Here is a 24,559-nt window from a genome sequence, read left to right on the forward strand (position 1 = left end):
AAACAAACATGGATATGATCAAAGTTGGTCAAGTGACATTACATCCATGATGCTTCAAGGGGCAATGACGCTCTTCTGCGTGAATATGAAGCGAATAATGAAATTAATCAATGATAAATAGGGATAAATAGCGAAGTAGAAACACAAAAATATCGCAAAATTATGAAAAAAAAGGAACCTTAAGGTGAAAAACACTTTAAAGTTCCTTTTTGTTTTAATTGAAACTGATAATCAACAGAAGAACGTTGATTTTTCAGCAGCCTCCAAATTTTGTGAAGGTTTTTTAATCTAAATTTTTGATTACTAACTTAGCAACAGCTCGAGCTGAAAAAGGATTTTGACCAGTGATCAATTGATCATCTTGGATAGCGAATTCCTTGTATGCTCGTTTCTTTTGGAAATTGGCACCGTGCGATTTGGCAACATTTTCATTGAGAAAAGGTACGACTTTTCTTTTGCCAGCTAGAATTTCCTCGGCAGTTGTGAAGCCAGTGATGTTTTTACCGGCAATTAAGTATTTGCCGTTGGCATCTGTAACATTTAAGAGGCCAGCGATTCCGTGACAAACTGAAGTTATGAGACCACCTTGTTGATAGATTTTTCTAGTGATCTCTTGAAGTTTAGGGTCAGTAGGGAAGTCCCACATCACACCGTGACCGCCCGTGTAGTAAATGGCTGAATAATCTTTGGGATTGATTTGTTCCGGCTTGAGGGAATTAGTCAGTGCTCTTTGTTGAAAATCTGAACTAGCGTAAATATCCATCGTGGATTTATCGGTATATTTGAAACTGCGAGGATCTAGAGGAACGAATCCACCTTTAGGGCTTACGTAATCGACGGCAAAGTTGGCGTTAGTTACTTCATCCACAAATTCGGTGGCTTCACCTAACCAGAGTCCGGTTGCTTGTTGTGTGCCGTGATATCTGATCGTGTTAGTTAAGACAACTAAAATTTTTTTCATAATTTTCTCCTGATTATAGGTTTAAACGTTTGAACATATAAATCAAAAATAAATCTCATCTTATTTCGATGAAATACTTTTTTCCAGTGAAATAGTCAGATCCTTTAATAACTGAACAGTATCATCTAAAGAAACACGATAAAACCGTTCTTTACCGAGTTTGTTGACGGCAATGACACCAGCATTTAGCATTAATTTTAAGTGATGGGAAACAGCTGGACGTGACAGATCCAATTGGTCAGTGATCTGATTGACCGTCAATTCTTTATTTTTGCATAATAGTAGAATGATTTTTTGGCGGTTCTCATCTTGAAAGATATTGAAGATGGGCATGCCTTTTCTAAATAGATTCATTGTTTCTTCTGCCATGTTAATTTCTCCATACGTTTAAATGTTTAAACGTATGATAATGTATCTTTGATCAAAAGTCAATAAAAAAAACAGAGCGAAAGCTCTGTTTTTCTTTATTTAGTTAAATTCAACTGGATGCTTGTCAGTCAATGCTTTTGTACGAGCATCTAATTTCTTTAATTCTTCTGGATTGTCGTGATTCTTGATAGCGTCAACGATAATGTGTGCTACTTCTTCACAATCTTCTTCATCAAAGCCTCTTGAAGTGATGGCAGGTGTACCTAAACGTAGTCCGGATGTCAATTTAGGAGGTAGTGGGTCGTTAGGAATAGCTTCCTTATTAGTTGTGATGTGGATGGTATCGAGCAAGTTTTGTACTTCCATACCATTTAGACCACTTTCTGTTAAAACGACATTTAACAGGTGATTGTCTGTGCCACCAGTTAATACTGATAAGTTATCCGCTTCATTAATAACTTTTGCCATGGCCGCAGCGTTCTTAACAACTTGTTCCATGTAAGTTTTGAATTCAGGTTGAAGATCTTCACCAAAGGCAACAGCTTTACCAGCAATGACGTGTTCCAATGGACCGCCTTGTGTTCCTGGGAAGACAGCTGAATTGATTTTCTTACCTAATTCAGCTTTGGCAATGATCATACCACCACGAGGACCGCGTAAAGTCTTGTGGGTAGTAGTTGTCACGATGTCAGCCACACCAACTGGAGTAGGGTGAAGACCAACGGCAACGAGTCCGGCGATGTGAGCCATATCGACCATCAAGTATGCACCAACTGAATCAGCGATTTCACGGAATTTCTTGAAGTCAATGATACGGCTGTATGCTGAAGCACCAGCGACGATTAAATGTGGTTTAACTTCTGTCGCAATTCTTTGAACGTCATCGTAATCAATTAGGCCATCAGCGTTAACTCCGTATGAGTGAAAGTTATACATCTTACCTGAGAAATTCACTTTTGAACCGTGGGTTAAGTGTCCACCAGCATTTAGATCCATACCTAAAACAGTATCACCAGGCTTCAAAACGGCTTGATAAGCTGCTGCATTGGCTTGTGAACCTGAATGTGGTTGAACGTTAACGTATTCGGCGTTAAATAATTTTTTGGCGCGGTCGATTGCGAGTTGTTCGATTTGGTCGATGTATTCGCAACCACCATAATAACGATGCCCAGGGTATCCTTCAGCGTACTTGTTAGTTAAAACTGATCCTTGAGCCTTTCTAACATTATCAGAAACAATATTTTCAGAAGCAATCAACTCAATATTTCTATTTTGTCGTTCTTCTTCTTTTTTGATTAGATCAAAAACTTCTGTATCTCCTGTACTATATTGCACTGCAATCACTCCTTAGTTATTATTTACTACACTTGTACCATCGCTATAGTTAATCTTGACACCTTGTTCAATGTTGAAAATGTAGACGTTGAAGTAAATTTGTTTATCTACTTGGCCGTCACTAGTCAACGATTCAGCCATCATCTGCACACCACGAGCGACTAATTCATCATTTCGATAGATCGGTTTGACCCGGTAACGAATGAAATTATTAGGATTTTGCTTGAGGTAATAAGCAATATCATTCTCATGTTTGAGCATTTCGGGTGAATTCAATGAACGTGTACCGGTTATCAAATTTTTCGGATTATTGTTCTGTCCGGTCAATTGAAAACCAATCAGGTGTGATCGATTGTATAGCCAGCCACCTTTGATTCGTTTGTTGTGCCAACCAGTTGGGTTAACATATAAGGCTTCACGTTTCTCGGTAGGCATTAAGCTTTTGCTTAATAGTGCATCGGCTTGAATTGCACGATTCAGATTGTCCAAATCAGCGAATTCTTGCCAAGGACCATTTGAGACATTTAGTTCGGATTTTGTGAAAGTAGGTGTATTATTATTGACCTCAATTTCCTGAGTACCATTGTAGTCGAGATTAGCTAAATTGGATGTATCATAACTTTTAGTTTTCTCAACTTGTTTTGGATTATCACCAGTTTGTCCGGTATTATTTTGCAGATTCTCATAAATTCCCGAACCTCCAGCGATAACCAGGATGATTCCCAGTGAAACTAACTTACGATGCAGTCGTTTTTTTGGCCTGACCATAAAGGTCGTAAATAAGACGATTGCTCCCAAGACAACGAGTAATAACATGTACATAAAAATCTTTCCCCTCACTATGAAGATTTTAAAAATCTCCAGCTTTCATTTTATCATAAATTTTCAGAAAACTTGAACAATATCCATGGATTTAAGGATATTTATTCGGATATAATATTTATCATTATTTCTTTTATATCTTTTCATGATAAAATTTAGACAATAACTATTATAGGTAATGAGGGGAGAAAATTACATGAATTTAGCAGAAAAATTTAAATACATGGCAACTGGGAAACCGTATGATGACGTTGATGATATTTTAGAAAGTCTGCGTGATCAGTCAACAGAAATGACTAACCAAATTAATAATGAAAACAATAAAATTAAAAAGGAAAAATTAATTCATCAATTATTTGGCAGTGTCGGGCAAAAGCCGTTTTTGAATCCTAATTTTCGCTGTGAATTCGGTAGAAATATTCACGTCGGTGATAATTTTTATGCGAATTATGATTGTGTAATTTTGGATGGGGCTCCGGTCAATATTGGAAATTCAGTATTGTTTGGACCAAAAGTTGGTTTATATACTAGTAATCATTTGTTTGACCCAAATGAAAGAGAAATTGGTGGTTGTATTGCTAAGCCCATTACAATTGGAAATCGAACTTGGTTGGCGGCTAATGTGACAGTTCTTCCAGGTGTTACGATTGGCAATGATGTTATTATTGGAGCTGGCAGTGTTGTAACCCATGATATTCCTGATAGAGTGATTGCAGCCGGCAATCCTTGTAAGGTGATTCGTGAAATTACCAACGATGATAAGACGGGATTTGCCGGTAAGGATTTTATTTAGTGTAAATAGTTCTATGGTAATCGAAACTTGATTATCATGGGGCTTTTTTAATGTTTGAATGACCTGGTAAATGTATGCATTTTTCAATAGACAAGATGTCGAATTAAGAAAAAATGATTTTTTGCGTGAATTTTAAATTAAATGTAATTTAATTTAATTATTTTTAATGTTTGTTACTCTACGAAATTTATTCATAAGATAGTTATTTTTTATTTGTGAAACAATATACAAAATGTCGGAAATCCAATTGTGATTAAGCGAGAATGCTGTTAAATGCGATATACACTTTTGTGAATGAAATTGCAAACTATTTGCTTATATGATAATATTTTGCTCATACATAAATAAAGGTGATGATATGATGCGTTACGATTTTGATGGAAAAAATATAATTGTTACAGGTGGAGCTAAAGGAATTGGCAAAGAAGTTGTCAAAGGAATTATCAACGGTGGCGGAAAAGTTGCCTTGTTGGATATTGATGATGAATCTGCTAAAAAGACAGTTACAGAAGTAAGTCCAGAAATTAAGTTTTATCATGTTGATCAGGCCAATCGAGAGGAAGTAAACAAACAGTTTGCTCAAATAATTAAGGATTTTGGAAGAATCGATGGTCTAGTGAATGTCGCCGGAATTATCAGTTCAAAGTCATTTGACGATTTAAGCCCTGAAGAATGGGACAGGACGATTAAAATCAATTTGACTGGACAATTCAATACAGTCAAAGCACTTTGGGAACATTTTAAAGAAATTGGTGGAGGAAGAATTGTTAATGTTTCTTCCGTTGCCGGAAAACTTGGTGGTGGTTTACTCGGAACGGTTGCTTACGCTTCCTCAAAAGCCGGAACCAATGGATTCACTAAAGCCATAGCTAAAGAAGGGGCTAAATACGGAATTTATGCTAATGCTGTTTGTCCTTCGTTTACACATACTTCAATGACAACAGCGCTTTCTGAAGATCCAGATAAGAATTCAAAAGTGATCGGTATGATTCCTCTGAAGAGAGCCGCTGAACCAGTAGAAATTGCACAAATGATTCTTTTCTTTGCTTCAGAAGCCGCAAGCTTCATTACTGGTGAAATTGGTGATTGTGATGGCGGAATTGTAATGGATGGTTAATTAAATATTGACTGGAGATAATATTATGGCAGGTAAAGAAGGTAAAAAGAAGAAATTTTCTATCCCCGGTGGTAATATCATTATTCCGATGTTTATAGGTGCTACCATTAATTCATTTTTTCCAGACCTTTTGAAAATTGGCGGTTTTACAACCCCATTTGCTCAAGGGTCAGGTGCTCTGGTAGGGGCTTTCTTATTTATAATTGGTGGGACAATTTCATTTAAGATTGCTGGGCCAGCCGTAAAACGGGGCGGTATTATTATTTTAACTAAAGTTATTTTGTCAGTCGTTTTTGGATTGATTGTTGGAAAATTAATGAATAATGATTTTCTCGGGCTTAGCGCATTAGCTATTATTGGGGCAATGTCTGGGGCTAATAATGCTATGTATGCTGGAATCGTCCACGACTTTGGCGATTCTGTTGATGAAGCTGCTGTTGGTATTACAATTTTAAGTGTTGGACCTTATGTGACGATGATAGCTTTAGCATCTTCAGGTTTAGCATCATTTTCTGTAGTGACACTATTAGCAACAATTCTACCTTTATTAGTGGGAATGATTTTGGCAAATCTTTTTCCAGCTATTAAAACTATTTTGAATAATGGGATGAATGCCATTATTGTCTGTGTTGGATTTGCACTTGGCTGTACAATGAATTTCCAACAAATCTTTGTTGGTGGAGCGAGTGGAATTCTACTAGGGGTGATTGTTACCTTAGCTGGTGGTGGAATTACAATTGTTGTCGATCGATTAACTGGTGGTTCAGGAGTTGCTGGTGCAGCAATTTCTAGTACTGCGGGAGCTGCGATGGCAACACCGGCTGCAATGGCTGCTGTAGATGAATCTTATGCAGCTGTTCAAGCAACTGCGACGGCACAAATTACAGCGGCAGTAGTTGTCACAGCTATCTTGACACCTATGTTAACTGCTTGGGTGGCAAAAAGGTTCAAGGGTAAGTCTAAAAATAAAGACAGTAAAGATATAAAAGCAGAAAAACTAGATCCACAAGTATAATCCAATAAAAAAGGACCTCGAAATTTTTCGAGGTCCTTTTTGTATTATTCAAATGTTTTCTTCAAAGCAGCAATTCTTTTATCTAATGGTGGGTGAGTGTCGAATAACCCGGAGAAATGTTTTTTCTTGTTGGGGTCATCGATGTAAAGAGCGGCACTAGCATCATCAACTCGCCTCATTGGTTTAGTGCTCTCTTTTAATTTTTCTAAAGCATTGATCAAACCTTGGGGATTTCTCGTTAATTCAGCCCCTGAAACATCAGCCAAATATTCTCTATTTCTAGAGATAGCCATTTGAACTAGGCTGGCAATTAAGGGTCCAAGAATCGCAAAGACTAAACCAACTAGCCACAAAACAATTCTAACCGCACCCGAATTATTATTGTCACGGTCATCACGGTCAACTGGAATCCACCAACGATAGGCGTTACCAATGATGGAGCAAATTAAGATGATAGCTGAGCTCAAAGCCACTGAGATAGTGGAAACACGGATATCGTAATTTTTGACGTGAGAAATTTCATGTGCCAAAACGCCCTCAAGTTCTTCACGATTCATCATTTTGTATAAACCGCTAGTTACTGCTACAGCAGCATGTTTTGGATCACGTCCAGTTGCAAAGGCATTGGGACTTGGGTCGTCGATAATATAAATTTCAGGTAAAGGAATATCTGCTACCATTGATAAATCTTCGACAATATGCCAGAGATCAGGTGCGTCTTTAGCTGAATTGAGTTTTTTTGCACCATTCATTTGCATGACGATACTAGTTGATTGAAAGTAAGTTATCAGTGTATAAACAATTGCAATCACTAAGGCAATAATTATTCCTGAATAAATATTGTCAAAAAAGTAGGCACCAATAAAACTTCCTAGAGCTGCCAGTAACAAAAAGAAGAAAAAGAAAATAAAGTAAGTCTTACGTTTATTACGATCGATTTGTTCGTAAATCATGATAGACCTCGACTAAAACTTAACTTTAGGAGCTTCTTTGTCAGCGTCAGGAATTTGAAGGAAGTCCATTTCTTTAAAGCCGTGGATTCCGGCAATAATATTTCGTGGAAAAGTTTGTAGTGCAGTATCATAGGCTTGCACTTGGCTATTGTATGCTTGACGAGCATAAGATACTTTATTTTCTGTATTAGAAAGTTCTTCCATTAGTTGTGAAAACTCTTGGTTGGCTTTCAAATCTGGATAATTTTCTGCCAAAGCGAAGACTTGTCTCAAGGCACCAGTCAAAGCACTATCAGCTTCAACTTTATCTTGTAGTGAACTTGCATTATTGATGCTGTTTCTCAAGTTAACAACATTACTAAGAGTTTCCTTTTCATGCTTAGCGTAACCTTTAACAGTTTCGACCAAATTAGGAATCAAATCAGTCCGACGTTTAAGTTGAACATCAATTTGTGAACTGAATTCACGTGCACGATTTCGATATTTAACTAAACTGTTATACATGCCAGCATAGGCAACAATTACTACTAGGATAATAGCGATGATAATTAATGTTTTCATAAAAAACTCCTTCTTTTCTTATTGGCTATATTCTACCATATTAGCGATTTACAAGTATCAAAGTTACTTCAGAAAAAAATGAGTAAATCAGTGTTACTTTTCTGAAAAATAAATTATACTTGGTAAATAGAGGAAGGTATTTGAAGGTTCTTAGGTGAATATTATGAAAAAAATTTTTCTACCCGTTTTGATGCTCTCAGCAGCTCTTTTAGGCATTATTCCATCAACCTCCAATGTAGGCGGTTCAGTTGATTCACATTACAACAGTGAATTCGGTCAAAAGGCTAATGACTTGATCAATAAATATGATTATTCCGGAAGTATGTTGATAGTCAAAGGTGGTCGACCAATCTATTCAACTAGTCGTGGCTATGCAGACTATGGCATGAGTCTTCACAATACAATTGATACAACTTATGAAATTGATTCAATTCAAAAATCAATGACAGCCGCAATGATCATGCAACAAGTTGAAGCTAATAATTTGAGCTTGAATGATCGTCTATCAAGATTCTATCCTGAGATTTCTGGCAGTAAGAATGTCACGATTAGACAAATGTTAGACATGACCTCTGGTTTGATTCTAATGGGAGGCGTCGGACCAACAAAAGTTATGTCTGATCCGGATATTATTGATGCTGATATTAAAAACATCAAGTATGTTGGTTTATTACATGGTAAATGGGATTATTCGGCCGTTAATTTTAATCTGTTGTGTGGCATTTTGGAAAAATTAACCGGTAAATCTTATCGTAAATTGTTCAATGAAACTTATGTAGATAAATTGGGCTTGAAACAGACGATTTTCGCTTATGATACTTCACCAACAATTGTCAAAGCGACAGGTTACAATGAACCTAATCCACTGGTCAAAAAGTTGACTTATAAAAATCCTTTTAATATTAAGCGATTTATGGAATACGATGAATTAGGAACTGGTCAAGTTTACATGAGTGTCTATGATCTTTATAAAGTTGAGCAATATATTAACGGACCAATGCTGAGTGAGCAATCACGTAGGGAATTATTCACACCCGGCAGTGTCAGTACATACGGTGGCGGCTTGTATCATCGTCAGAATGATAACTTTGCGAACGGATGGGGTTATGGCTTCCAAGGTGTATTTCACATGTCTGACGATGGAAAGACGGCAGTAATAGCGCTACAAAATTATTCCAGAAGAGGCGCTGACGTAAAACCACTTGTTAAACAACTATATCAATTAGCTAATGAGTCATAATTATGTTAATATAATTAATGCAGATATAGCCTATCTGTATTAATGACTATTTCATACATTCCAAAGTTTTCTATGGAATAGTCTGAAGCCTTACATCACGGATTGATGTAAGGCTTTTTCTTTTGCATAAAAAAACCTCAGTAATTATTTGCTTACTGAGGTTTTTTAATCGAATTTTGTCTCCCAATTTTTTGAATGGTGACAGTCAAAGACCATTTGAAAATCTTCGCGTAAATTTCTTGCCAGTGATAAATTAAGTTTTAGTGCTTCATCAAGTGTAAAGTAGGCTGCATCAGAAGTCTCCACACCGCCGTGAATGTCAGTTTCAGTAGGAGTACATTCGAAGAACAGTTTATAAATATAACTGAGATTTTTCTTAGGATAATGGTTCTTTTGCATGTCCCTGATTGCAATCAAACGTTTCGGTACTACTTCAATTCCAGCTTCTTCAAAAGTTTCTTTTGTGGCAATTTCTCCAGCTGAATATCCAATATCAGCCCAGCCACCGGGAATCGACCAAGTATTACCACGTTTTTCTTTAACTAGTAAAATCTTATCGTTAGAAAAAGTTGCAGCGCGGACATCGACTTTGGGTGTCACGTAACCAGAATCGGCATCAAAAAAGAGATCCAGATTTTCTGGTGTCGCGTTGTGAACTAAATGGGTACTGAGTTTTTTAGCGACATCTTCTAATTGTTGGTATCTCTCTAAATCAAAGACATCTTTACCATAATGTTTACCACTCTGAGCGATTGCTTGTAATTGTTCTAATAATAATTCGATTTCTTCCATTAAGATAACCTTCTTTTAAAAGAAGTATAACATTTGAAAAAACGTTTTCATAATTAAACTAAATGGAGGGCATCAATTTTTGACGAAGAATATTAGCAACTAGATATTCATAAATAGTTTCATCCTTGAACTCTTGATGGGTTTGTAAAGTTTCTGTGATATGAGCCATTAAATAGAAGAGATTGATCAACATAAAATTTGATTTATAAGTTGAGGCTCGTTTGAGGCCTTGTTCAATAATATCTAGAGCTTTGTTGTAGTCATTGAAATGTGAATAAATTAAGGCACCGATAAAGAAGAGGGTATTTTGATTGCCATCATAGTTATCTTTATCCAAATTATACATAGCTAGATCAAAATATGTTTGAGCAGAATTCTTTAAATCAAGTTTGGCATAAATCAGAGCTAAGGCAGCATTACCTAACCGAGTTAAGGTTGAACGTTTGTGCCGTTTTCCTGAGCTTGCTAAAGAGAGCTTTAAAAAAGCCTTTGCATTATCAAGGTCCAAATCAAGCTGAATTGAGCAGATTGCTAGGTAAAAATAATAGGCTTGTGTTTGCTGAGAAGTTTGGACACTGTTAAGCAAAGTCGGTCGATTCAAAAAATTTCTCAATCCACGGTAATCGCTACTGTTGTAGAGTCGCTTAATTATTCGATTGAAATCAGCACATTTACTGACCTTGTAGTTTTGTTGTAAGCAAAGATCAGTGGAACTGATCGAAAGGCGCTTGCATATTTGAATTAAAAGCTGTTTGCTTGGCGCATATTTATTAGCCTCAATTTCTGAAAGGGCTGATTGTGAGCAGAGACTTTCACAAAGCTCCTTTTGTGAAATCAATTTATTTTCGCGAGCCTCTCTAATAATTTCGCCTAAATTCACCATCGTGACTGTGCACCTACTTGTCATAAATTCTTGTTTTATACTTTTTATGATATAGAAGTAGTGTGTATTTTCTGTTCAATTATTGTAAAGTTTTGTAAATATTTATGTAAACTTTCGACAAAATTTCATTAAAATATAAAAAGCTCTTTATTGTGCCAAATTTTAATAATTAATTAAGAGTAAATCCTTGTTCTTTTAAGAAACTAGCTACTTCGGGACGTCTGATCTGCTTAAAAATAGCTAAATTTTTCTTCGACCAATCAGTATCAGCAGCATTAGTTTTGCGCTCAGCATAATAATCGTGAACGACTTTATCATAAGCCGCTAAATCAGTGAATTTTTGATTGTCATAAGAATTGGTAGCAACTTGATTAATTTTAGGCAATCTAGGTTTGTGCTGATTTTTAATCGCAGGTACGCCAATTGTCATACCGAAAACGGGCAAAGTAAATTCTGGTAGTTTCAATAATTCGGCGACACGCTTGATATTATTGCGCAAACTGCCAATGTAGCAAATTCCTAGATCCATTGACTCCGCTGCAATTGCCATATTCTGAGCGGCAATTGTGGTATCAACGATACTAACAATCAGTGATTCCATATTTTTCAAACTATCTAAACTTTGATTTTGAGCCTTTAAAATACTGGCTTGACGGTTTAAATCAGCCACAAAAACATAAAAAGTGTCGGCTTTTTTAACGTGTGGTGAACTGATCGTGATGTCAGCCAATTCATTTCTTAAGTCTGGATCAGTTATTTCAATAATTGAAAAAGCTTGAACAAATTCTGAAGTGGAGCCACTTTGAGCAGCCGCAACCAATGCCTTTTTTTGGTCATCAGTTATTTTTTGATCAGTAAAATTACGAACGGAAACGTGTTCCGTCATTTTTTTAATTGTTGGATTCATTTTTTTCCTCTTTTTTGAATGGCCGAAATGTTTCATGCTTGGATTGATATTCGGCGACGCTACTGATTTTGTTATTTTTAAATTCGATTATAGATACGCCGTCAAAATCATATTCGGTATGTTCGATTGCATGAAAGTACCATAACACGGTATAGGTATTTTTGTCTGTTGATAAAATTTTGTCAATTCGCCAATTCAGAACTTTTTGTCGATTCAACATGTTGTTGATCCATTGGTGTAGTTCATCTAATCCAATATAGATTGGTCCGTAAGATTCGCGGTAAATTATTTTTTCATCAAAGTATTCATCAAGGTTTGAAAAATCTCTCGTCAACCAGGATTGAAAATACTTTCTAATGATGTCTGTGTTGTCCATCTTGATTCTCCGTAATTAATAAGTTAACAACTATTATAAAAATTTTGAATTGCTTTTTCTAGTCTAAATGACAGTCCGACCAGATCTTGAAATATTTACTTGACCTGGGACCAATCCCATCATTTAATATGTTGACATTCTAATAAATAAAATGTAAGCGAGGATCTTTCATAATGAAAAAGATGAAAACCGGTTTGAGAGATGATTTTTTATGGGGTGGTGCTGTTGCGGCTAATCAACTTGAAGGTGCCTGGAATGTCGATGGTAAAGGAGTCAGTGTTTCGGATATTATGACGGCTGGAGCTTATCAAAAACCTAGAGAAATTACAGACGGAATAATTCCAGGGAAAAATTATCCTAATCATGAGGCAATTGACTTTTATCATCGTTATAAAGATGATATTAAATTGTTTTCTGAAATGGGATTTAAATGTTTTCGAACTTCAATCGCTTGGACAAGAATTTTTCCCAATGGAGATGAAGATCGACCTAATGAAGCTGGATTGAAGTTTTATGATGATATGTTTGATGAATGCTTGAAGTATGGCATCGAACCAGTTATTACCTTGTCACATTTTGAAATGCCATATCATTTAGTTACTGAATACGGTGGCTGGCGTAGTCGTAAAGTTATCGATTTTTATGTTAAATTTGCAAAAGTTTGCTTTGACCGTTACAAGGATAAAGTTAAGTATTGGATGACCTTTAATGAAATTAATAATCAAATTACTTTTACAAATGATTTTAATATTGCAACCGATTCAGGTTTGATTTTCCGTAATAACGAATCAGAGGCCGAACGAGAAAAATTGATGTATATTGCTTCACATAATGAATTGATTGCTAGTGCTTTAGCTGTGAACATTGGTCATCAGATTAATCCTAAATTTGTGATTGGAAATATGGTTAATTTTACACTAATTTATCCAGCATCATCAGATCCTAAAGATATTTTATTAGCTGAAAAATCAATGCAAAGGCGTTATTGGTGGGCAGATGTTCAAACTCGTGGTGAGTATCCACTTGACATGGTGGCCTATCTCAAAAATAATGATTTAATGCCTAATATTACCGCTGAAGATAGAGTTATCTTAAAAGAAGGTACAGTCGATTTTGTCGGTTTCAGTTACTACAATTCTATTACGGTTAAATATCGTGATAACAATCCAGAATATAAATTTATAGGTGATCGTGAGACGGTCAAGAATCCAAACTTGGAATATAACGATTGGGGCTGGCCGATAGATCCAGTGGGACTTCGTTATACAATGAATTGGCTGACCGAACACTATCATAAACCAGTTATGATTGTTGAAAATGGTTTTGGCGCTTACGATAAAGTTGAGGCAGATGGTAGTATTCATGATGATTACCGAATTGATTATTTGAGAGCTCATATTGAACAAATGATCAAAGCTGTTGATGAAGATGGGGTTGATTTATTAGGCTATACACCTTGGGGATGTATTGATTTAGTTTCGGCAGGAACAGGTCAAATGTCTAAGCGTTACGGATTTATTTATGTTGATAAAGATGATGAGGGTAATGGAACATTGGCACGCTCGAAAAAAGATTCATTCTATTGGTATCAAAAAGTCATAAACTCAAATGGAGCTGATCTGAGTTAGAATACTTGATTTGAAAAGAGTCGAATTCTAGTAAGTTCAATCACAAGTAGAGTAAAATTGTTGCTGAGATGTACAATATTATGAATCGAGGGCTTATATGACTGATTTATTCAAAGATGGTGCCATCAGTATTCATGGTGCAAGAGAAAATAATTTGAAAAATGTTGATTTAGATATTCCTAAACATCAAATTACTGTTTTTGCAGGTTTATCTGGTTCAGGTAAGTCATCATTAGTGTTTGACACCTTAGCTGCCGTATCTCGAAGAGAATTGAACGAAACCTTTCCTAGTTTTACGCAACAATATTTGCCGAAGTACGGGCAACCGAAGTTTGATCGAATCGATAATTTACCAGTTGCAATCGTAGTTGAGCAAAAACCAATTGGGCGAAACTCTCGTTCGACTTTAGCAACTTATACCGGTATTTATTCAGTTTTACGATTGATGTTTTCACGAATTGGTAAACCTTGGGTCGGATATTCAGAGTGGTTTTCGTTTAACTTGCCACAAGGGATGTGTCCTAATTGTCAAGGCTTAGGTTTTGTCGATGATGTTGATGAAAGTCAGTTGATTGATCCCAATAAGTCACTCAATGAAGGGGCAATGACCTTTACTGGTTTTCAACCTGGAACTTGGCGTTGGAAAGAGTACGGCAACAGTGGACTATTTGATCTCGACAAGAAAATCAAAGATTATTCTGAAAAAGAGTACGATTTGTTCATGCATGCTCCCAGACAGAAACTGAAGAATCCACCTAAAACTTGGGCTAGAACCGCACAGTATGAAGGTTTAGTTCCACGAATGTTGCGCTCAGTGATTCATAGTGCTTCAGGTCGTCATCATCAAGCGGCTTTGGAAAAAATTGTTACCAGAAAAGTCTGCCCTGTGTGTCACGGAACCAGATTGAACCAGGATGCTTTGAAAGGCAAAATCGAAGGGAAGAACATTGCTGAAGTTGGTGAAATGGATCTCGTCAATGTCTTGAAATTTTTAGATAGCATTACTGATCCCAAAGCTGAAACAATGGTTCGTGAATTGCGGAGTAAAGTTCAATCACTAGTTGATATTGGTTTAGGCTATTTATCACTGGATCGCGGCACGGACACCTTATCTGGTGGTGAAGCTCAACGAATCAAAATCGCCAAATACCTAACAAGTTCACTGTCCGATTTGGTTTATGTACTCGATGAACCAAGTGTTGGATTGCACCCGCATGACATTAAGATGATCACTAAATCTTTAAAAAAGCTAAAGGAACAAGGCAATACAATTGTGTTAGTCGACCACAATCCAGCAATTATTTCAGCTGCTGATTATGTAGTCGAGATCGGTCCCAAAGCTGGTAAAGCCGGAGGAACAGTCACTTTCAAAGGGACATATCCAGAATTATTGAAGTCAGATACGATTACTGGACAAATGCTACGGACACCGATTGAATTTCGCCAACCACGTGCCAGCAACGATTGGATCAAAGTTGAAAATGTCAATTCCCATAATTTAAAACAAGTAAAGGCAAAACTTCCGAAAAAAGTTTTGACAGTCGTTTCCGGTCCAGCTGGTTCAGGGAAAAGTACTTTAGTTAATGCCTTTAAAAAGCAAGTTTCAGACCAAGACTACATCGACTTGAGCCAAGACGCCGTCGGAATCAATATCCGTTCGACACCAGCCACCTATTTGAATATCTTAAATCCACTACGAAAACTCTTTGCCGATGCGAATAAAGTTTCCACACAATTGTTCAGTTATAACGGCAAGGGAGCTTGTCCACGTTGTAAAGGCAAAGGCGTCACAATTACCGAGATGGCCTTCATGGACCCAGTCGTTCAAGTTTGTGAACTTTGTGGTGGCAAGCGATATAGTCAAGAGGCCCTGCAATATAGATATCACGGAAAAGATATTTCACAAGTATTGAATATGTCGATTGATGATACCTTGGAATTTTTTAAAGATGTTCCTAAAATTTATAAGAAAGTAGAATTGCTAAAAGAGGTAGGTTTAGGTTATTTAAACCTGAGTCAATCAATGACGACCTTATCTGGTGGTGAAGTTCAACGTGTTAAATTAGCAATGGAATTGGATCATACTGGAAGCATCTACTTTTTAGATGAGCCAACGACTGGCTTACATTTGAATGATACTAAGCGTTTGATTGATTTATTTGAGAGTTTAGTTGATAAAGGAAATACTTTAATCTTGATTGAACACAATTTGTCACTGATTTCTCAGGCTGATTGGTTGATCGAAATGGGACCAGATGCTGGTAAGTACGGTGGTCAAGTTTGTTTTGAAGGAACTCCGAAAGATAGCATGAGAGATTCAGAATCCCGTACTGGTGTAGCTTTGAAACAATTAATAGAGAAATAAAAGGAGTCTAGCTGAAATGAATTCAGTTAGGCTCTTTTTTGCAACTAAGTTTACTTTTTTTCTAGAGGAACCTGACCGTCAATAATTAGGTCGGTATCTTATGATAATCGTTAAAAATCAAATTTTTTTAGACAATTAACGTAATTTGATTAGAGACTGAAAAAGGAGAAATGATAATGATACAAAGTGTTTTTAAACCAATTAGTGATTTTATTTTTGACATATATATGAATGCTTTCATGGGCCTTTTTTCTTGGTGTTGGTCCGTGGCCCAACATCAAGTAATGGGTACTTTTATTTTAATGGGAATTGTCATCTGTTCAATTCAAGGTTTTTTGAGTCGTATTCTTTCAAGTAGAACTAAGAAATATAATCATCGAGGGAAAAGGGGTAGGAACAAAAGGCATCGGTGGTGATCTCAAACTTGTTAAAAAAGTTTTTTTTGTTGGTCTTATCAAAATAAAATAACAATAAAAAAGGTTGTTATATCAGTGTTTTCACACAATATAACAACCTTTAAAAGTTCAGTCAATCACCCGTATGGGAATCGAACCCATAACTCCACCTTGAGAGGGTGGCGTCTTAAACCATTTGACCAACGGGCAAATTTAACAACAAACACAATTCTACCTGTAATTAGGGTTCGCTGTCAATATAGTTTTTCAAATATTTTTATCTTTTGTTTTAATTATTAAAATATAAATTAGCATACCGATCAAGATAATTGTATAGATTGCGCTGATAAAGCCGGCATATTCCATGATAACGCAGCCGGTTACACGAGCAGTAGCTATTAGTAACATCGATAAGACACCGAACATGACTACTTTGCGAAGTAGACTCTGATAGATCTCATTGAATTTTTTTTGATTCTTATTCATTGTAAAATCACCCCGAGAAAATTATTCAAAAAGTGAACGGTAATGTTGGCTTTGATATTTTTAGTACGATAGTAGACACCTGCTAAAACTACTCCTAGCAAAATCTTTGAGAGGGCGTAAAACCAGTCGGTACCGGGACCAAACGGTGCGTGAATGTAACCAAAAATCAAACCACTGACAATAATTGCTACTAAGGGCCGGTCAACGAAAAACCAGTTCATAAATAAACCTCGAAAAATTATTTCTTCTAAAATGGGTGCAACAATGAGGCTAAAAAAGATTAAAATTGCCATGTTATTTTGACCGATCAACTCAAGTGCTTCAACGTTAGAATTAGTTGGTTTCATAAAGGGCAATGTTGCGTAATTTACTAGTGTGACTAAAATCAATGCTACAGCGATGACTAGCCAAGTTTTTTTGGTAAATTTTTGTGTCGGGAAGATTTGAATTTTTTTGAAAACAAAAATAATTATGGTAGCCGCAACAAATAGTAATATAATAGTTACAACTGGCGCTATTTTTGTATAGGATTCATAGTTTGACCCTAATTGTTTTTTGGTTAAAGTCAGAACGCTTAATGGAAGTTGTTCCAGTATAAATAGAAGTAAAAAGGCTATAATATGAGATATGGTTTTTATAGGTTGATAATTATTCTTAGATTTATTCATAAGAAACCACCTTTTCTGGGATAATTATTAGAATTTTTTGAGAATAAGTGTTTTAATACTATAATGCTATGTGAGTTTTTAAAGGGAGTGAACAGATGCTAAAGATTGCTCGAGGTAGGATCAATATGTGGCAAGTAATTGCGGCAGTCATTTTTATGATTTTCCAAGTTGTTGCCACATTATACATCCCAAATCTAACATCCGATATTGTTAATAAAGGTGTTATTACGGGTGATACTGATTTTATTATACATGCCGGAATCCAAATGGTCGTTGTGTCATTGATTAGTTTTGCTGCCGCATTTGGTAACGTATTGATGGCTTCACAGGCGTCGCAAGGATTAGGTCGAAAATTAAGATCCGATTTATTTAAAAAGGTTTTATATTTCACACATGATGAATTTGATAAGTTTGAAACTTCATCACTTACTACTAGAACTACTAATGATGTTGTTCAAATTCAAAATGTGATGATCATGATGTTGAGAATGATGATTATGGCTCCAATTATGTTGATTGGTGCAAGCATTATGGCATATCAAAAGAATGCTGAAATGACAAAAATCTTCTTGATCTCAATTCCTATTTTGCTAGTTTTGGTGGCTGGTGTCATGTATTTTGCCGTGCCACTGTTCAAGGCTATGCAAAAGAAAACTGATCGTTTGAACTTAGTCTTTCGTGAAGGATTAACTGGGGTTCGTGTTATTCGTGCCTTTAGACAGGATAAGTTTGAACAAGAACGTTTCAATGATGCTAACCAAGATTATACCAATAATGCGGTTAAAGTTTTCAGTATTGTTGCTTTGATGTTCCCAATCGTAACTTTGATTATGAGTGGAACAAATGTTGGTATCACATGGTTAGGTGCACATTATATTGCTAATCAGTCAATGCAAATTGGTAATATGATTGCTTTCATGACTTATGCCATGCAAATTTTGATGAGTTTTATGATCTTATCAATGGTCTTCGTCTTTATACCCCGTGCTTCAGCTTCAGCAGCCCGTATTCAAGAGGTTTTTGAAACTAAGAGCCGAATTGATGTAGTTGCTAAACCAGCTACAGTTAAGGATGAACCAGCTTTAAGTTTTAATGATGTCAATTTTAGATATCATGGAGCTGAAAAATTGGCTTTGTCAAATTTGAATTTCAATATGAAAAAAGGCCAGACATTAGCCATTATCGGTGGTACAGGCTCTGGTAAGAGTACTTTGATCAATTTGATTCCACGTTTTTACGATGCTGAAACAGGTGTTGTTAGTTTGAATGGAACCGATGTCAAAGCTCTAAGTACAGAAGATATCAATCGTAAAGTTGCTATGGTTCCACAAAAAGCTTACTTGTTTAAGGGGACTATCCGCGACAACATGCGTTACGGAAAAGATGATGCGACTGATGATGAAATTTGGCATGCCCTAGAAGTTGCTCAAGCAGCTGACTTTGTTAGTGAACTCGACGATAAGTTGGATTCACCAGTTGAACAAGGTGGCGAGAACTTCTCTGGTGGTCAAAAACAACGTTTGGCTATTGCTCGTGCTTTAGTTAAGGACGCTTCAATTTATGTTTTTGATGATTCATTCTCAGCTCTTGACTTCAAGACTGACTTGAATCTAAGAACAGCTTTAAAGAATGATGAAAAAATTAGTCAGAGTGTAGTTGTTATTGTCGGACAACGTATTTCAACAGTTGCTGATGCAGATCAAATTGTTGTCCTAGATGATGGTAAGATGGTCGGTTTAGGAACTCACGCTGAACTAAAAGAAAATAATAAGACTTACCAAGAAATAATTGAGTCTCAATTAAAGGAGGGTAAGTAATGGCTGAGAAAAAATCACAATCACCTTCTGTCGGACATGGACCAGGTAATCATGGACCTAATGTTGTAGTTAAACCAAAGAATTTCTGGAAAACAACCGGACGCTTGGCAAAATACATGTCTACTTATGTCTTTGGGATAATCTTTGTTTTAGTTTTGGCAATTGCTTCAGCCATTTTTCAAATTAAGACCCCTAAAATCTTAGGTGAGGCTACTACTGAAATTTATAAAGGTTTAATGACCGGTGTCGCACAACAAAAAGCCGGAATTGAAATCAATGGTCTACCAATAAATTTTGGTAAGATCGAACATATTATTTTCATCGTAATTTTGATGTACATCGCTTCAGCAGCTTTTAATTTCATTCAACAATTTGTAATGACTCGTATTTCTCAAAATACTGTCTATAAATTGAGACGAGATTTGAAGTCAAAGATGCAACGTCTACCGATCGTATATTACGATTCACATTCAAACGGTGATATTATGTCACGCGCTATCAATGATATGGATAATATTGCCGGAACCTTGCAACAGAGTTTGACGCAATTTGTTACAAGTACAGTTACTTTTATCGGTGTGATTTGGATGATGCTGACAATCAGTTGGAAAATGACTTTGATTGCTTTAGCAACAGTACCTTTGAGTTTAATTGTCGTTGGAATCATTGCACCACAATCACAAAGATTCTTTAAGCGTCAACAAAATTCACTTGGTCTTTTGAATAATCAAGTTGAAGAAAATTACGCTGGACACGTGGTTGTTAAGAGTTTTAATCACGAACAAGATTCAATTGATGACTTTGAAAAAGAAAATACTAAATTGTATAAAGCATCTTGGAAAGCACAAATGATTTCAGGTATCGTCATGCCTTTGATGATTTTTATCAACAATTTGGGATACGTTTTGGTTGCTATTTATGGTGGTATTCAAGTTGCTAACGGTAGAGTTTCTCTAGGTAATATCCAAGCTTTCTTGCAATACATGAATCAATTCTCACAACCAATTTCACAATTGGCTAACTTGACCAATACGATTCAAGCTACAATTGCTTCTGCAGAACGTGTCTTTGAAATTTTGGACGAACCAGAAATGGAAAACAAACAAGTTGATGTTCCTGACGTTCAAACTGATGACAAAGTCACACTTGAACATGTTAAATTTGGTTATGAAAACAAGCCAATTTTACTTGAAGATTACAATTTGAATGTCAAACCCGGACAAATGATAGCTATTGTTGGACCAACAGGTGCTGGTAAAACAACTATTATCAACTTATTGGAACGTTTCTATGATGTTAAAGGCGGTTCAATCAAGCTGGAAGGTAAAGATATTCGAAATATGACTCGTGAACAAGTCAGAAGTCATTACGCAATGGTACTTCAGGATACTTGGCTATTCACTGGTTCAATTTATGATAATTTGAAATACAGTCGTGAAGACGCAACTAAGGATGAAATTATTGCAGCAGCTAAAGCAGCTCACGTTGATAACTTCGTTCGTCAATTGCCAAAGGGATATGATACAGTCTTGAATGAAGAGGCTTCAAATATTTCTCAAGGTCAACGTCAATTGATTACTATCGCTCGGGCCTTTGTAGCGGATCCAGAAATTTTGATTTTGGATGAAGCTACTAGTTCAGTTGATACAAGAACTGAATTACACATCCAACATGCGATGGAACGACTATTGAAGAATCGGACTAGTTTTGTTGTTGCTCACAGACTTTCAACAATTCAAAATGCTGACAAGATCATCGTGATGAATCATGGTTCAATCGTTGAAACAGGTAATCACAATGAATTGATGGCTAAGAATGGCTTCTATGCTGATCTTTATAATTCGCAGTTTGCAGGTAATGTTTCTGAATAAGAAGTGAGATATAATTAGGGCGTGCTTTTGAGCACGTTCTTTTTTTATCTAAAAATTGGGAGATTCAGATGGCAAATTTTGAGGAAACAACTGCACAAATTATTGACTTAGTGAATAAACAAGTCGTACCAGGAGTTAGTTTTGGCTTTATAAATTCCGCTCAGACGAGTCGATTCTTTTATGGCAATAAACAATGGGTACCAGAAATAAAACCGCTTAAAGGCGACGAATTACATGATTTAGCCTCATTAACGAAGGTGATGGGAACCGTTCCGTTGATTTTACAAATGGTTGATCAAAAAATGATCAGTTTAGACGATCCAGTACAAAAGTATTTACCAAAATTTGGTGACGGACGAATTAAGTTATTTCATTTGATCACACACACTTCAGGAATCAAGGGCTATATTCCTGATCGGGATGCCTTAAATTGTCAGCAACTAATTGATGCTTTGTTGAAATTGCCAGTTACTGATACTTTCGACAAAAAAGTCGTTTATACGGATACTGGTTTGATTTTTTTAGGTCTGATTATCGAACAGTTTTATAAAATGCCGGTTCAAGATGCGATTATGAAGTATGTAATTAAGCCAATGGGACTTAAAGATGCTACTTTTGATCCCGACCCTGATCGCTGTGTACCAACTTATCCAGTTGATGGTCAAATGCTTTATGGAATTCCAAATGACCCTAAAGCTCGTCAATTGGGGAAGCATTGTGGTTCAGCAGGGATGTTTGCTACCTTAGATGACGTTTTGAAATTTGCTGGTGAAATGTTGAAACCAGATAAAGAATTTCTGTATCATAATTACACTAAATTAAATCCTGGTCGTTCGCTTGGTTGGGATATTAAACCTGATGGTTCTGGACATGTGATTTTCCATACCGGTTATACAGGAGAATTTTTGGCAGTGGATTATCAACACCAGACTGCAATGGTCGTTATGACAAATCGAGTTCATCCTCATCAATACAATCAGATTTTCTTAGAACGAAGAGAAACAATACTGAATAAGTTCTTGGAAGAGAGTAAATAAACTTTTGTGGTGAAAAATAAAAAGAAGCTGTATTAATGCTCATTTTGCATTAGTACAGCTTCTTTAGTTAGTGCCTATTTTTGTTTGATATAACCTTTATCCATCAATGTCTTACGAAGACTCAACATAGCAGTGTAGGTAGCTAAAACATAGATCTTGTCAGTTGGAATATTAGGAATTTCTTTGACAAAATCTTCAATTTCAACTGTTTCGATATTCTTCTTCATATCCAAGCCAGCTATCTTGAAACGATAGGTGACATCTTTAACTCGTTTACCACCAGTGATAACTAATGGTAATTTTTGATAGTCAAAATCTTCAAAGTTTGCATCCCAGATCCAACTAGTATCAATCCCATCGGCATAATTAGCATTCAACAAGAAAGCTAAGGTATATGGTTCTTTGTCACTGAGGACTGTTTCAATAACCTGGTTCAAACCGACGGGGTTCTTAACTAAAATGATGTTAACGTCTTTACCGTCAACGTTGATAGTTTCCTGGCGACCAAAGACTTTCTCATCATAATTGAAGGCTTTTCTGATTTGTTCGATACTGATACCTAGTTCTGAAGCAACTGCATACGCTGCTAGTGCATTGTAAACATTGTATTTGCCACCGATATTCATGGTGAATTCATTTCCATCGATGTTAAAAACGGTTTTGTTAGGAAGCAACGTTGAAATGTTAGTTACCTCATATTTCAACTCGCCACGTTTAAAATTACAGTTAGGACAGAAGTAACTACCAAGATTAGCATAAGAAATCATGTGATAGTGCAGGATGTGATTGCACTTAGGGCAAAGGACACCATCAGTATTAGTTGGAGCCTTGAAGTCTTCTTCTTCATGTCCCTTGTCTGAAAATCCATAATTGATAACTTTGTTAGGAAGCTCTTTTGAAGCAAAGATAGCTGCGTCGCCGTTAGCAATGATAGTAGCATCTGGAGCAAGTTTGATACCGTCGAGAATCTTTTGATAAGTTGTATAAATTTCACCGTAGCGATCCATTTGATCACGGAAAATATTAGTTAAAACAAAATATTTTGGTTTGATGTATTTACAGATAATTGGAACATTAGCTTCATCGACCTCTAAAACTGCTAGAGGACGTTTACTTTTTTTGTGGTGCGTTACGAAACTAGTTACGATTCCTTGAATCATATTAGAACCAGTTGGGTTAGTTAAAACGTCATCATATTTTTGAACCAACATCTTGTTGATCAATGAAGTCGTCAAGGTTTTACCATTAGTACCCGTTACGACAATCAAATCGTAACCTTTACCAAGACTTTTCAAAATATCGGGATCAATCTTGTAAGCAATTTTTCCGGGGTATGATGAACCACCATTGAAAAATTTGCTCAAAATAAAATAAGATGTTTTTCCTGTAAGTGTTGCTATACCTGATTTAAATGTCATTTCTAAAACCCCAAATTGAATTAATTAAAACAATATTATCATACCTAAAGAGTATTTTATCCGTTTTTGTTTGAAAATGAAAAATCTTTGTTATGTTCAAGAGCATGTTTTTTCGTTATAATTTTGAAGGACAATATTTTGGAGGCGTTAATGTGGCTCAATTATTTTTTAAATATGGTGCTATGAATAGTGGAAAATCGATTGAGATTTTGAAAGTAGCCCACAATTACGAAGAGCAGGGGAAATCAGTTATTTTGATGACGAGTATTTTAGATACACGTTCAGGTACTGGTAAAATCGTAAGTCGGATGGGCTTAACACGTCCAGCGATTGCTCTGAAAAAAGATTCAGATGTTTTTGAAATCGTTAAGCAAGAAAATCCTAATGCTTCGTGTGTTTTGATCGACGAATGTGAGTTTATGACTAAAGAACAAGTCTTACAAGCGACACAAGTGGTTGATGAATTAGGAATTCCGGTAATGGCTTTTGGACTGAAGAATGATTTTCGCAATGAATTATTTGAGGGGACTAAATATTTATTATTGTACGCAGATAAATTGGAAGAAATGAAGACTATCTGTTGGTTCTGTACAAAAAAAGCTACAATGAATATGCGTATGGCAAATGGTATGCCGGTTTATGAAGGTGATCAAATTTCAATTGGTGGCAATGAGATGTATTACCCAGTCTGCCGTCGTCATTACAACCATCCTCCAATGTTAGAAAAAAATAGAAGAAAGGATTGTTAAC

General features: G+C 36.1%; 23 protein-coding genes and 1 tRNA gene. 10 read left to right on the forward strand and 14 right to left on the reverse strand.

What is annotated here, in order from left to right:
• Positions 1-283: 283 nt before the first annotated feature.
• The 4 genes from U8521_RS07900 to U8521_RS07915 all read right to left on the reverse strand — a co-directional run bounded on the left by U8521_RS07900 (position 284) and on the right by U8521_RS07915 (position 3,487).
• Positions 284-961 (reverse strand): type 1 glutamine amidotransferase domain-containing protein, encoded by a 678-nt coding sequence (locus tag U8521_RS07900; RefSeq protein ID WP_334352378.1) that lies wholly within the window; start codon positions 959-961, stop codon positions 284-286.
• Positions 962-1,021: 60 nt separating this feature from the next.
• Positions 1,022-1,330 (reverse strand): ArsR/SmtB family transcription factor, encoded by a 309-nt coding sequence (locus tag U8521_RS07905; protein WP_334332723.1) that lies wholly within the window; start codon positions 1,328-1,330, stop codon positions 1,022-1,024.
• Between the two features lie 99 nt (positions 1,331-1,429).
• Positions 1,430-2,665 (reverse strand): serine hydroxymethyltransferase, encoded by a 1,236-nt coding sequence (gene glyA / locus U8521_RS07910; RefSeq protein ID WP_334332722.1) that lies wholly within the window; start codon positions 2,663-2,665, stop codon positions 1,430-1,432.
• 12 nt (positions 2,666-2,677) lie between these two features.
• Entirely contained in the window at positions 2,678-3,487 is an 810-nt protein-coding gene (locus tag U8521_RS07915; protein ID WP_334332721.1) for a DNA/RNA non-specific endonuclease, read from the reverse strand.
• 196 nt (positions 3,488-3,683) lie between these two features.
• Here U8521_RS07915 and U8521_RS07920 point away from each other — a divergent pair, with 196 nt between their 5' ends.
• The 3 genes from U8521_RS07920 (at position 3,684) to U8521_RS07930 (ending at position 6,412) form a co-directional block, all read left to right on the forward strand.
• Entirely contained in the window at positions 3,684-4,280 is a 597-nt protein-coding gene (locus tag U8521_RS07920) for a sugar O-acetyltransferase (RefSeq protein ID WP_334352379.1), read from the forward strand.
• A gap of 361 nt (positions 4,281-4,641) precedes the next feature.
• Positions 4,642-5,397, forward strand: coding sequence for an SDR family NAD(P)-dependent oxidoreductase (locus tag U8521_RS07925; RefSeq protein WP_135371335.1), 756 nt, complete (start codon positions 4,642-4,644; stop codon positions 5,395-5,397).
• Between the two features lie 25 nt (positions 5,398-5,422).
• A complete protein-coding gene (locus U8521_RS07930) occupies positions 5,423-6,412 on the forward strand; it encodes a 2-keto-3-deoxygluconate permease (protein ID WP_334352380.1) in 990 nt (329 codons plus the stop codon).
• A 44-nt stretch (positions 6,413-6,456) separates the two neighbouring features.
• Here U8521_RS07930 and htpX read toward each other — a convergent pair whose 3' ends face one another.
• Positions 6,457-7,365 (reverse strand): zinc metalloprotease HtpX, encoded by a 909-nt coding sequence (htpX, locus tag U8521_RS07935; RefSeq protein WP_334332716.1) that lies wholly within the window; start codon positions 7,363-7,365, stop codon positions 6,457-6,459.
• Between the two features lie 12 nt (positions 7,366-7,377).
• A complete protein-coding gene (locus U8521_RS07940) occupies positions 7,378-7,926 on the reverse strand; it encodes a LemA family protein (protein WP_334332715.1) in 549 nt (182 codons plus the stop codon).
• Between the two features lie 163 nt (positions 7,927-8,089).
• Here U8521_RS07940 and U8521_RS07945 point away from each other — a divergent pair, with 163 nt between their 5' ends.
• Positions 8,090-9,166, forward strand: coding sequence for a serine hydrolase domain-containing protein (locus U8521_RS07945; RefSeq protein ID WP_334352381.1), 1,077 nt, complete (start codon positions 8,090-8,092; stop codon positions 9,164-9,166).
• 165 nt (positions 9,167-9,331) lie between these two features.
• Here the strand turns inward: U8521_RS07945 and U8521_RS07950 are convergent, their stop codons facing one another.
• The 4 genes from U8521_RS07950 to U8521_RS07965 form a co-directional block, all read right to left on the reverse strand.
• A complete protein-coding gene (locus tag U8521_RS07950; RefSeq protein ID WP_334352382.1) occupies positions 9,332-9,958 on the reverse strand; it encodes an NUDIX hydrolase N-terminal domain-containing protein in 627 nt (208 codons plus the stop codon).
• 58 nt (positions 9,959-10,016) lie between these two features.
• Positions 10,017-10,841, reverse strand: coding sequence for a helix-turn-helix domain-containing protein (locus U8521_RS07955; protein ID WP_334352383.1), 825 nt, complete (start codon positions 10,839-10,841; stop codon positions 10,017-10,019).
• Between the two features lie 169 nt (positions 10,842-11,010).
• Complete coding sequence (nfsA, locus tag U8521_RS07960; protein ID WP_334352384.1) at positions 11,011-11,748, reverse strand: oxygen-insensitive NADPH nitroreductase; 738 nt, start codon at positions 11,746-11,748, stop codon at positions 11,011-11,013.
• Entirely contained in the window at positions 11,732-12,124 is a 393-nt protein-coding gene (locus U8521_RS07965) for a nuclear transport factor 2 family protein (protein WP_334332710.1), read from the reverse strand. Before U8521_RS07965 ends, nfsA begins: the two co-directional genes overlap by 17 nt.
• A gap of 173 nt (positions 12,125-12,297) precedes the next feature.
• Here U8521_RS07965 and U8521_RS07970 point away from each other — a divergent pair, with 173 nt between their 5' ends.
• Together U8521_RS07970 and U8521_RS07975 are read left to right on the forward strand one after the other, a co-directional pair.
• A complete protein-coding gene (locus U8521_RS07970; protein ID WP_442886148.1) occupies positions 12,298-13,752 on the forward strand; it encodes a 6-phospho-beta-glucosidase in 1,455 nt (484 codons plus the stop codon).
• 97 nt (positions 13,753-13,849) lie between these two features.
• Positions 13,850-16,117: an ATP-binding cassette domain-containing protein gene (locus U8521_RS07975; protein WP_334352385.1), complete on the forward strand. Its 2,268-nt coding sequence runs from the start codon at positions 13,850-13,852 to the stop codon at positions 16,115-16,117.
• A gap of 532 nt (positions 16,118-16,649) precedes the next feature.
• On the opposite strand, the gene U8521_RS07980 is transcribed toward U8521_RS07975, so the two are convergent.
• The 3 genes from U8521_RS07980 to U8521_RS07990 all read right to left on the reverse strand — a co-directional run bounded on the left by U8521_RS07980 (position 16,650) and on the right by U8521_RS07990 (position 17,666).
• Positions 16,650-16,722: transfer RNA gene (locus U8521_RS07980), tRNA-Glu, on the reverse strand.
• Positions 16,723-16,779: 57 nt separating this feature from the next.
• Entirely contained in the window at positions 16,780-16,998 is a 219-nt protein-coding gene (locus tag U8521_RS07985) for a hypothetical protein (protein ID WP_334352386.1), read from the reverse strand.
• On the reverse strand, positions 16,995-17,666 hold the full coding sequence (locus tag U8521_RS07990) for a CPBP family intramembrane glutamic endopeptidase (RefSeq protein ID WP_334332707.1): 672 nt from the start codon (positions 17,664-17,666) through the stop codon (positions 16,995-16,997). The genes U8521_RS07985 and U8521_RS07990 overlap by 4 nt, the downstream gene beginning before the upstream one ends.
• Positions 17,667-17,761: 95 nt before the next feature.
• Between U8521_RS07990 and U8521_RS07995 the strand changes: the two genes are divergently transcribed.
• The 3 genes from U8521_RS07995 to U8521_RS08005 all read left to right on the forward strand — a co-directional run bounded on the left by U8521_RS07995 (position 17,762) and on the right by U8521_RS08005 (position 22,391).
• Positions 17,762-19,483, forward strand: coding sequence for an ABC transporter ATP-binding protein (locus U8521_RS07995; RefSeq protein WP_334352387.1), 1,722 nt, complete (start codon positions 17,762-17,764; stop codon positions 19,481-19,483).
• Positions 19,483-21,354, forward strand: coding sequence for an ABC transporter ATP-binding protein (locus U8521_RS08000; protein WP_334352389.1), 1,872 nt, complete (start codon positions 19,483-19,485; stop codon positions 21,352-21,354). The genes U8521_RS07995 and U8521_RS08000 overlap by 1 nt, the downstream gene beginning before the upstream one ends.
• 68 nt (positions 21,355-21,422) lie before the next feature.
• The gene (locus tag U8521_RS08005; protein WP_334352390.1) at positions 21,423-22,391 is read left to right on the forward strand and encodes a serine hydrolase domain-containing protein; all 969 of its coding nucleotides are present in this window, start codon (positions 21,423-21,425) and stop codon (positions 22,389-22,391) included.
• A gap of 74 nt (positions 22,392-22,465) precedes the next feature.
• On the opposite strand, the gene U8521_RS08010 is transcribed toward U8521_RS08005, so the two are convergent.
• Complete coding sequence (locus U8521_RS08010) at positions 22,466-23,809, reverse strand: MurT ligase domain-containing protein (protein ID WP_334352391.1); 1,344 nt, start codon at positions 23,807-23,809, stop codon at positions 22,466-22,468.
• Positions 23,810-23,961: 152 nt separating this feature from the next.
• On the opposite strand from U8521_RS08010, the gene U8521_RS08015 reads away from it, so the two are divergent.
• Complete coding sequence (locus U8521_RS08015; RefSeq protein WP_334332702.1) at positions 23,962-24,558, forward strand: thymidine kinase; 597 nt, start codon at positions 23,962-23,964, stop codon at positions 24,556-24,558.
• Position 24,559 lies beyond the last annotated feature (1 nt).

This window comes from Companilactobacillus miaonis (assembly GCF_036913615.1).
Classification (GTDB): Bacteria; Bacillota; Bacilli; order Lactobacillales; family Lactobacillaceae; genus Companilactobacillus.

Bases quoted from the DNA above. Each gene is read 5' to 3' on its own strand.
- U8521_RS07900 (WP_334352378.1), bottom strand. From the start codon at position 961: ATGAAAAAAATTTTAGTTGTCTTAACTAACACGATCAGATATCACGGC.
- U8521_RS07905 (WP_334332723.1), bottom strand. From the start codon at position 1,330: ATGGCAGAAGAAACAATGAATCTATTTAGAAAAGGCATGCCCATCTTC.
- U8521_RS07915 (WP_334332721.1), bottom strand. From the start codon at position 3,487: ATGTACATGTTATTACTCGTTGTCTTGGGAGCAATCGTCTTATTTACG.
- U8521_RS07920 (WP_334352379.1), top strand. From the start codon at position 3,684: ATGAATTTAGCAGAAAAATTTAAATACATGGCAACTGGGAAACCGTAT.
- U8521_RS07925 (WP_135371335.1), top strand. From the start codon at position 4,642: ATGCGTTACGATTTTGATGGAAAAAATATAATTGTTACAGGTGGAGCT.
- U8521_RS07930 (WP_334352380.1), top strand. From the start codon at position 5,423: ATGGCAGGTAAAGAAGGTAAAAAGAAGAAATTTTCTATCCCCGGTGGT.
- htpX (WP_334332716.1), bottom strand. From the start codon at position 7,365: ATGATTTACGAACAAATCGATCGTAATAAACGTAAGACTTACTTTATT.
- U8521_RS07940 (WP_334332715.1), bottom strand. From the start codon at position 7,926: ATGAAAACATTAATTATCATCGCTATTATCCTAGTAGTAATTGTTGCC.
- U8521_RS07945 (WP_334352381.1), top strand. From the start codon at position 8,090: ATGAAAAAAATTTTTCTACCCGTTTTGATGCTCTCAGCAGCTCTTTTA.
- U8521_RS07950 (WP_334352382.1), bottom strand. From the start codon at position 9,958: ATGGAAGAAATCGAATTATTATTAGAACAATTACAAGCAATCGCTCAG.
- U8521_RS07955 (WP_334352383.1), bottom strand. From the start codon at position 10,841: ATGGTGAATTTAGGCGAAATTATTAGAGAGGCTCGCGAAAATAAATTG.
- nfsA (WP_334352384.1), bottom strand. From the start codon at position 11,748: ATGAATCCAACAATTAAAAAAATGACGGAACACGTTTCCGTTCGTAAT.
- U8521_RS07965 (WP_334332710.1), bottom strand. From the start codon at position 12,124: ATGGACAACACAGACATCATTAGAAAGTATTTTCAATCCTGGTTGACG.
- U8521_RS07970 (WP_442886148.1), top strand. From the start codon at position 12,298: ATGAAAAAGATGAAAACCGGTTTGAGAGATGATTTTTTATGGGGTGGT.
- U8521_RS07975 (WP_334352385.1), top strand. From the start codon at position 13,850: ATGACTGATTTATTCAAAGATGGTGCCATCAGTATTCATGGTGCAAGA.
- U8521_RS07985 (WP_334352386.1), bottom strand. From the start codon at position 16,998: ATGAATAAGAATCAAAAAAAATTCAATGAGATCTATCAGAGTCTACTT.
- U8521_RS07990 (WP_334332707.1), bottom strand. From the start codon at position 17,666: ATGAATAAATCTAAGAATAATTATCAACCTATAAAAACCATATCTCAT.
- U8521_RS07995 (WP_334352387.1), top strand. From the start codon at position 17,762: ATGCTAAAGATTGCTCGAGGTAGGATCAATATGTGGCAAGTAATTGCG.
- U8521_RS08000 (WP_334352389.1), top strand. From the start codon at position 19,483: ATGGCTGAGAAAAAATCACAATCACCTTCTGTCGGACATGGACCAGGT.
- U8521_RS08005 (WP_334352390.1), top strand. From the start codon at position 21,423: ATGGCAAATTTTGAGGAAACAACTGCACAAATTATTGACTTAGTGAAT.
- U8521_RS08010 (WP_334352391.1), bottom strand. From the start codon at position 23,809: ATGACATTTAAATCAGGTATAGCAACACTTACAGGAAAAACATCTTAT.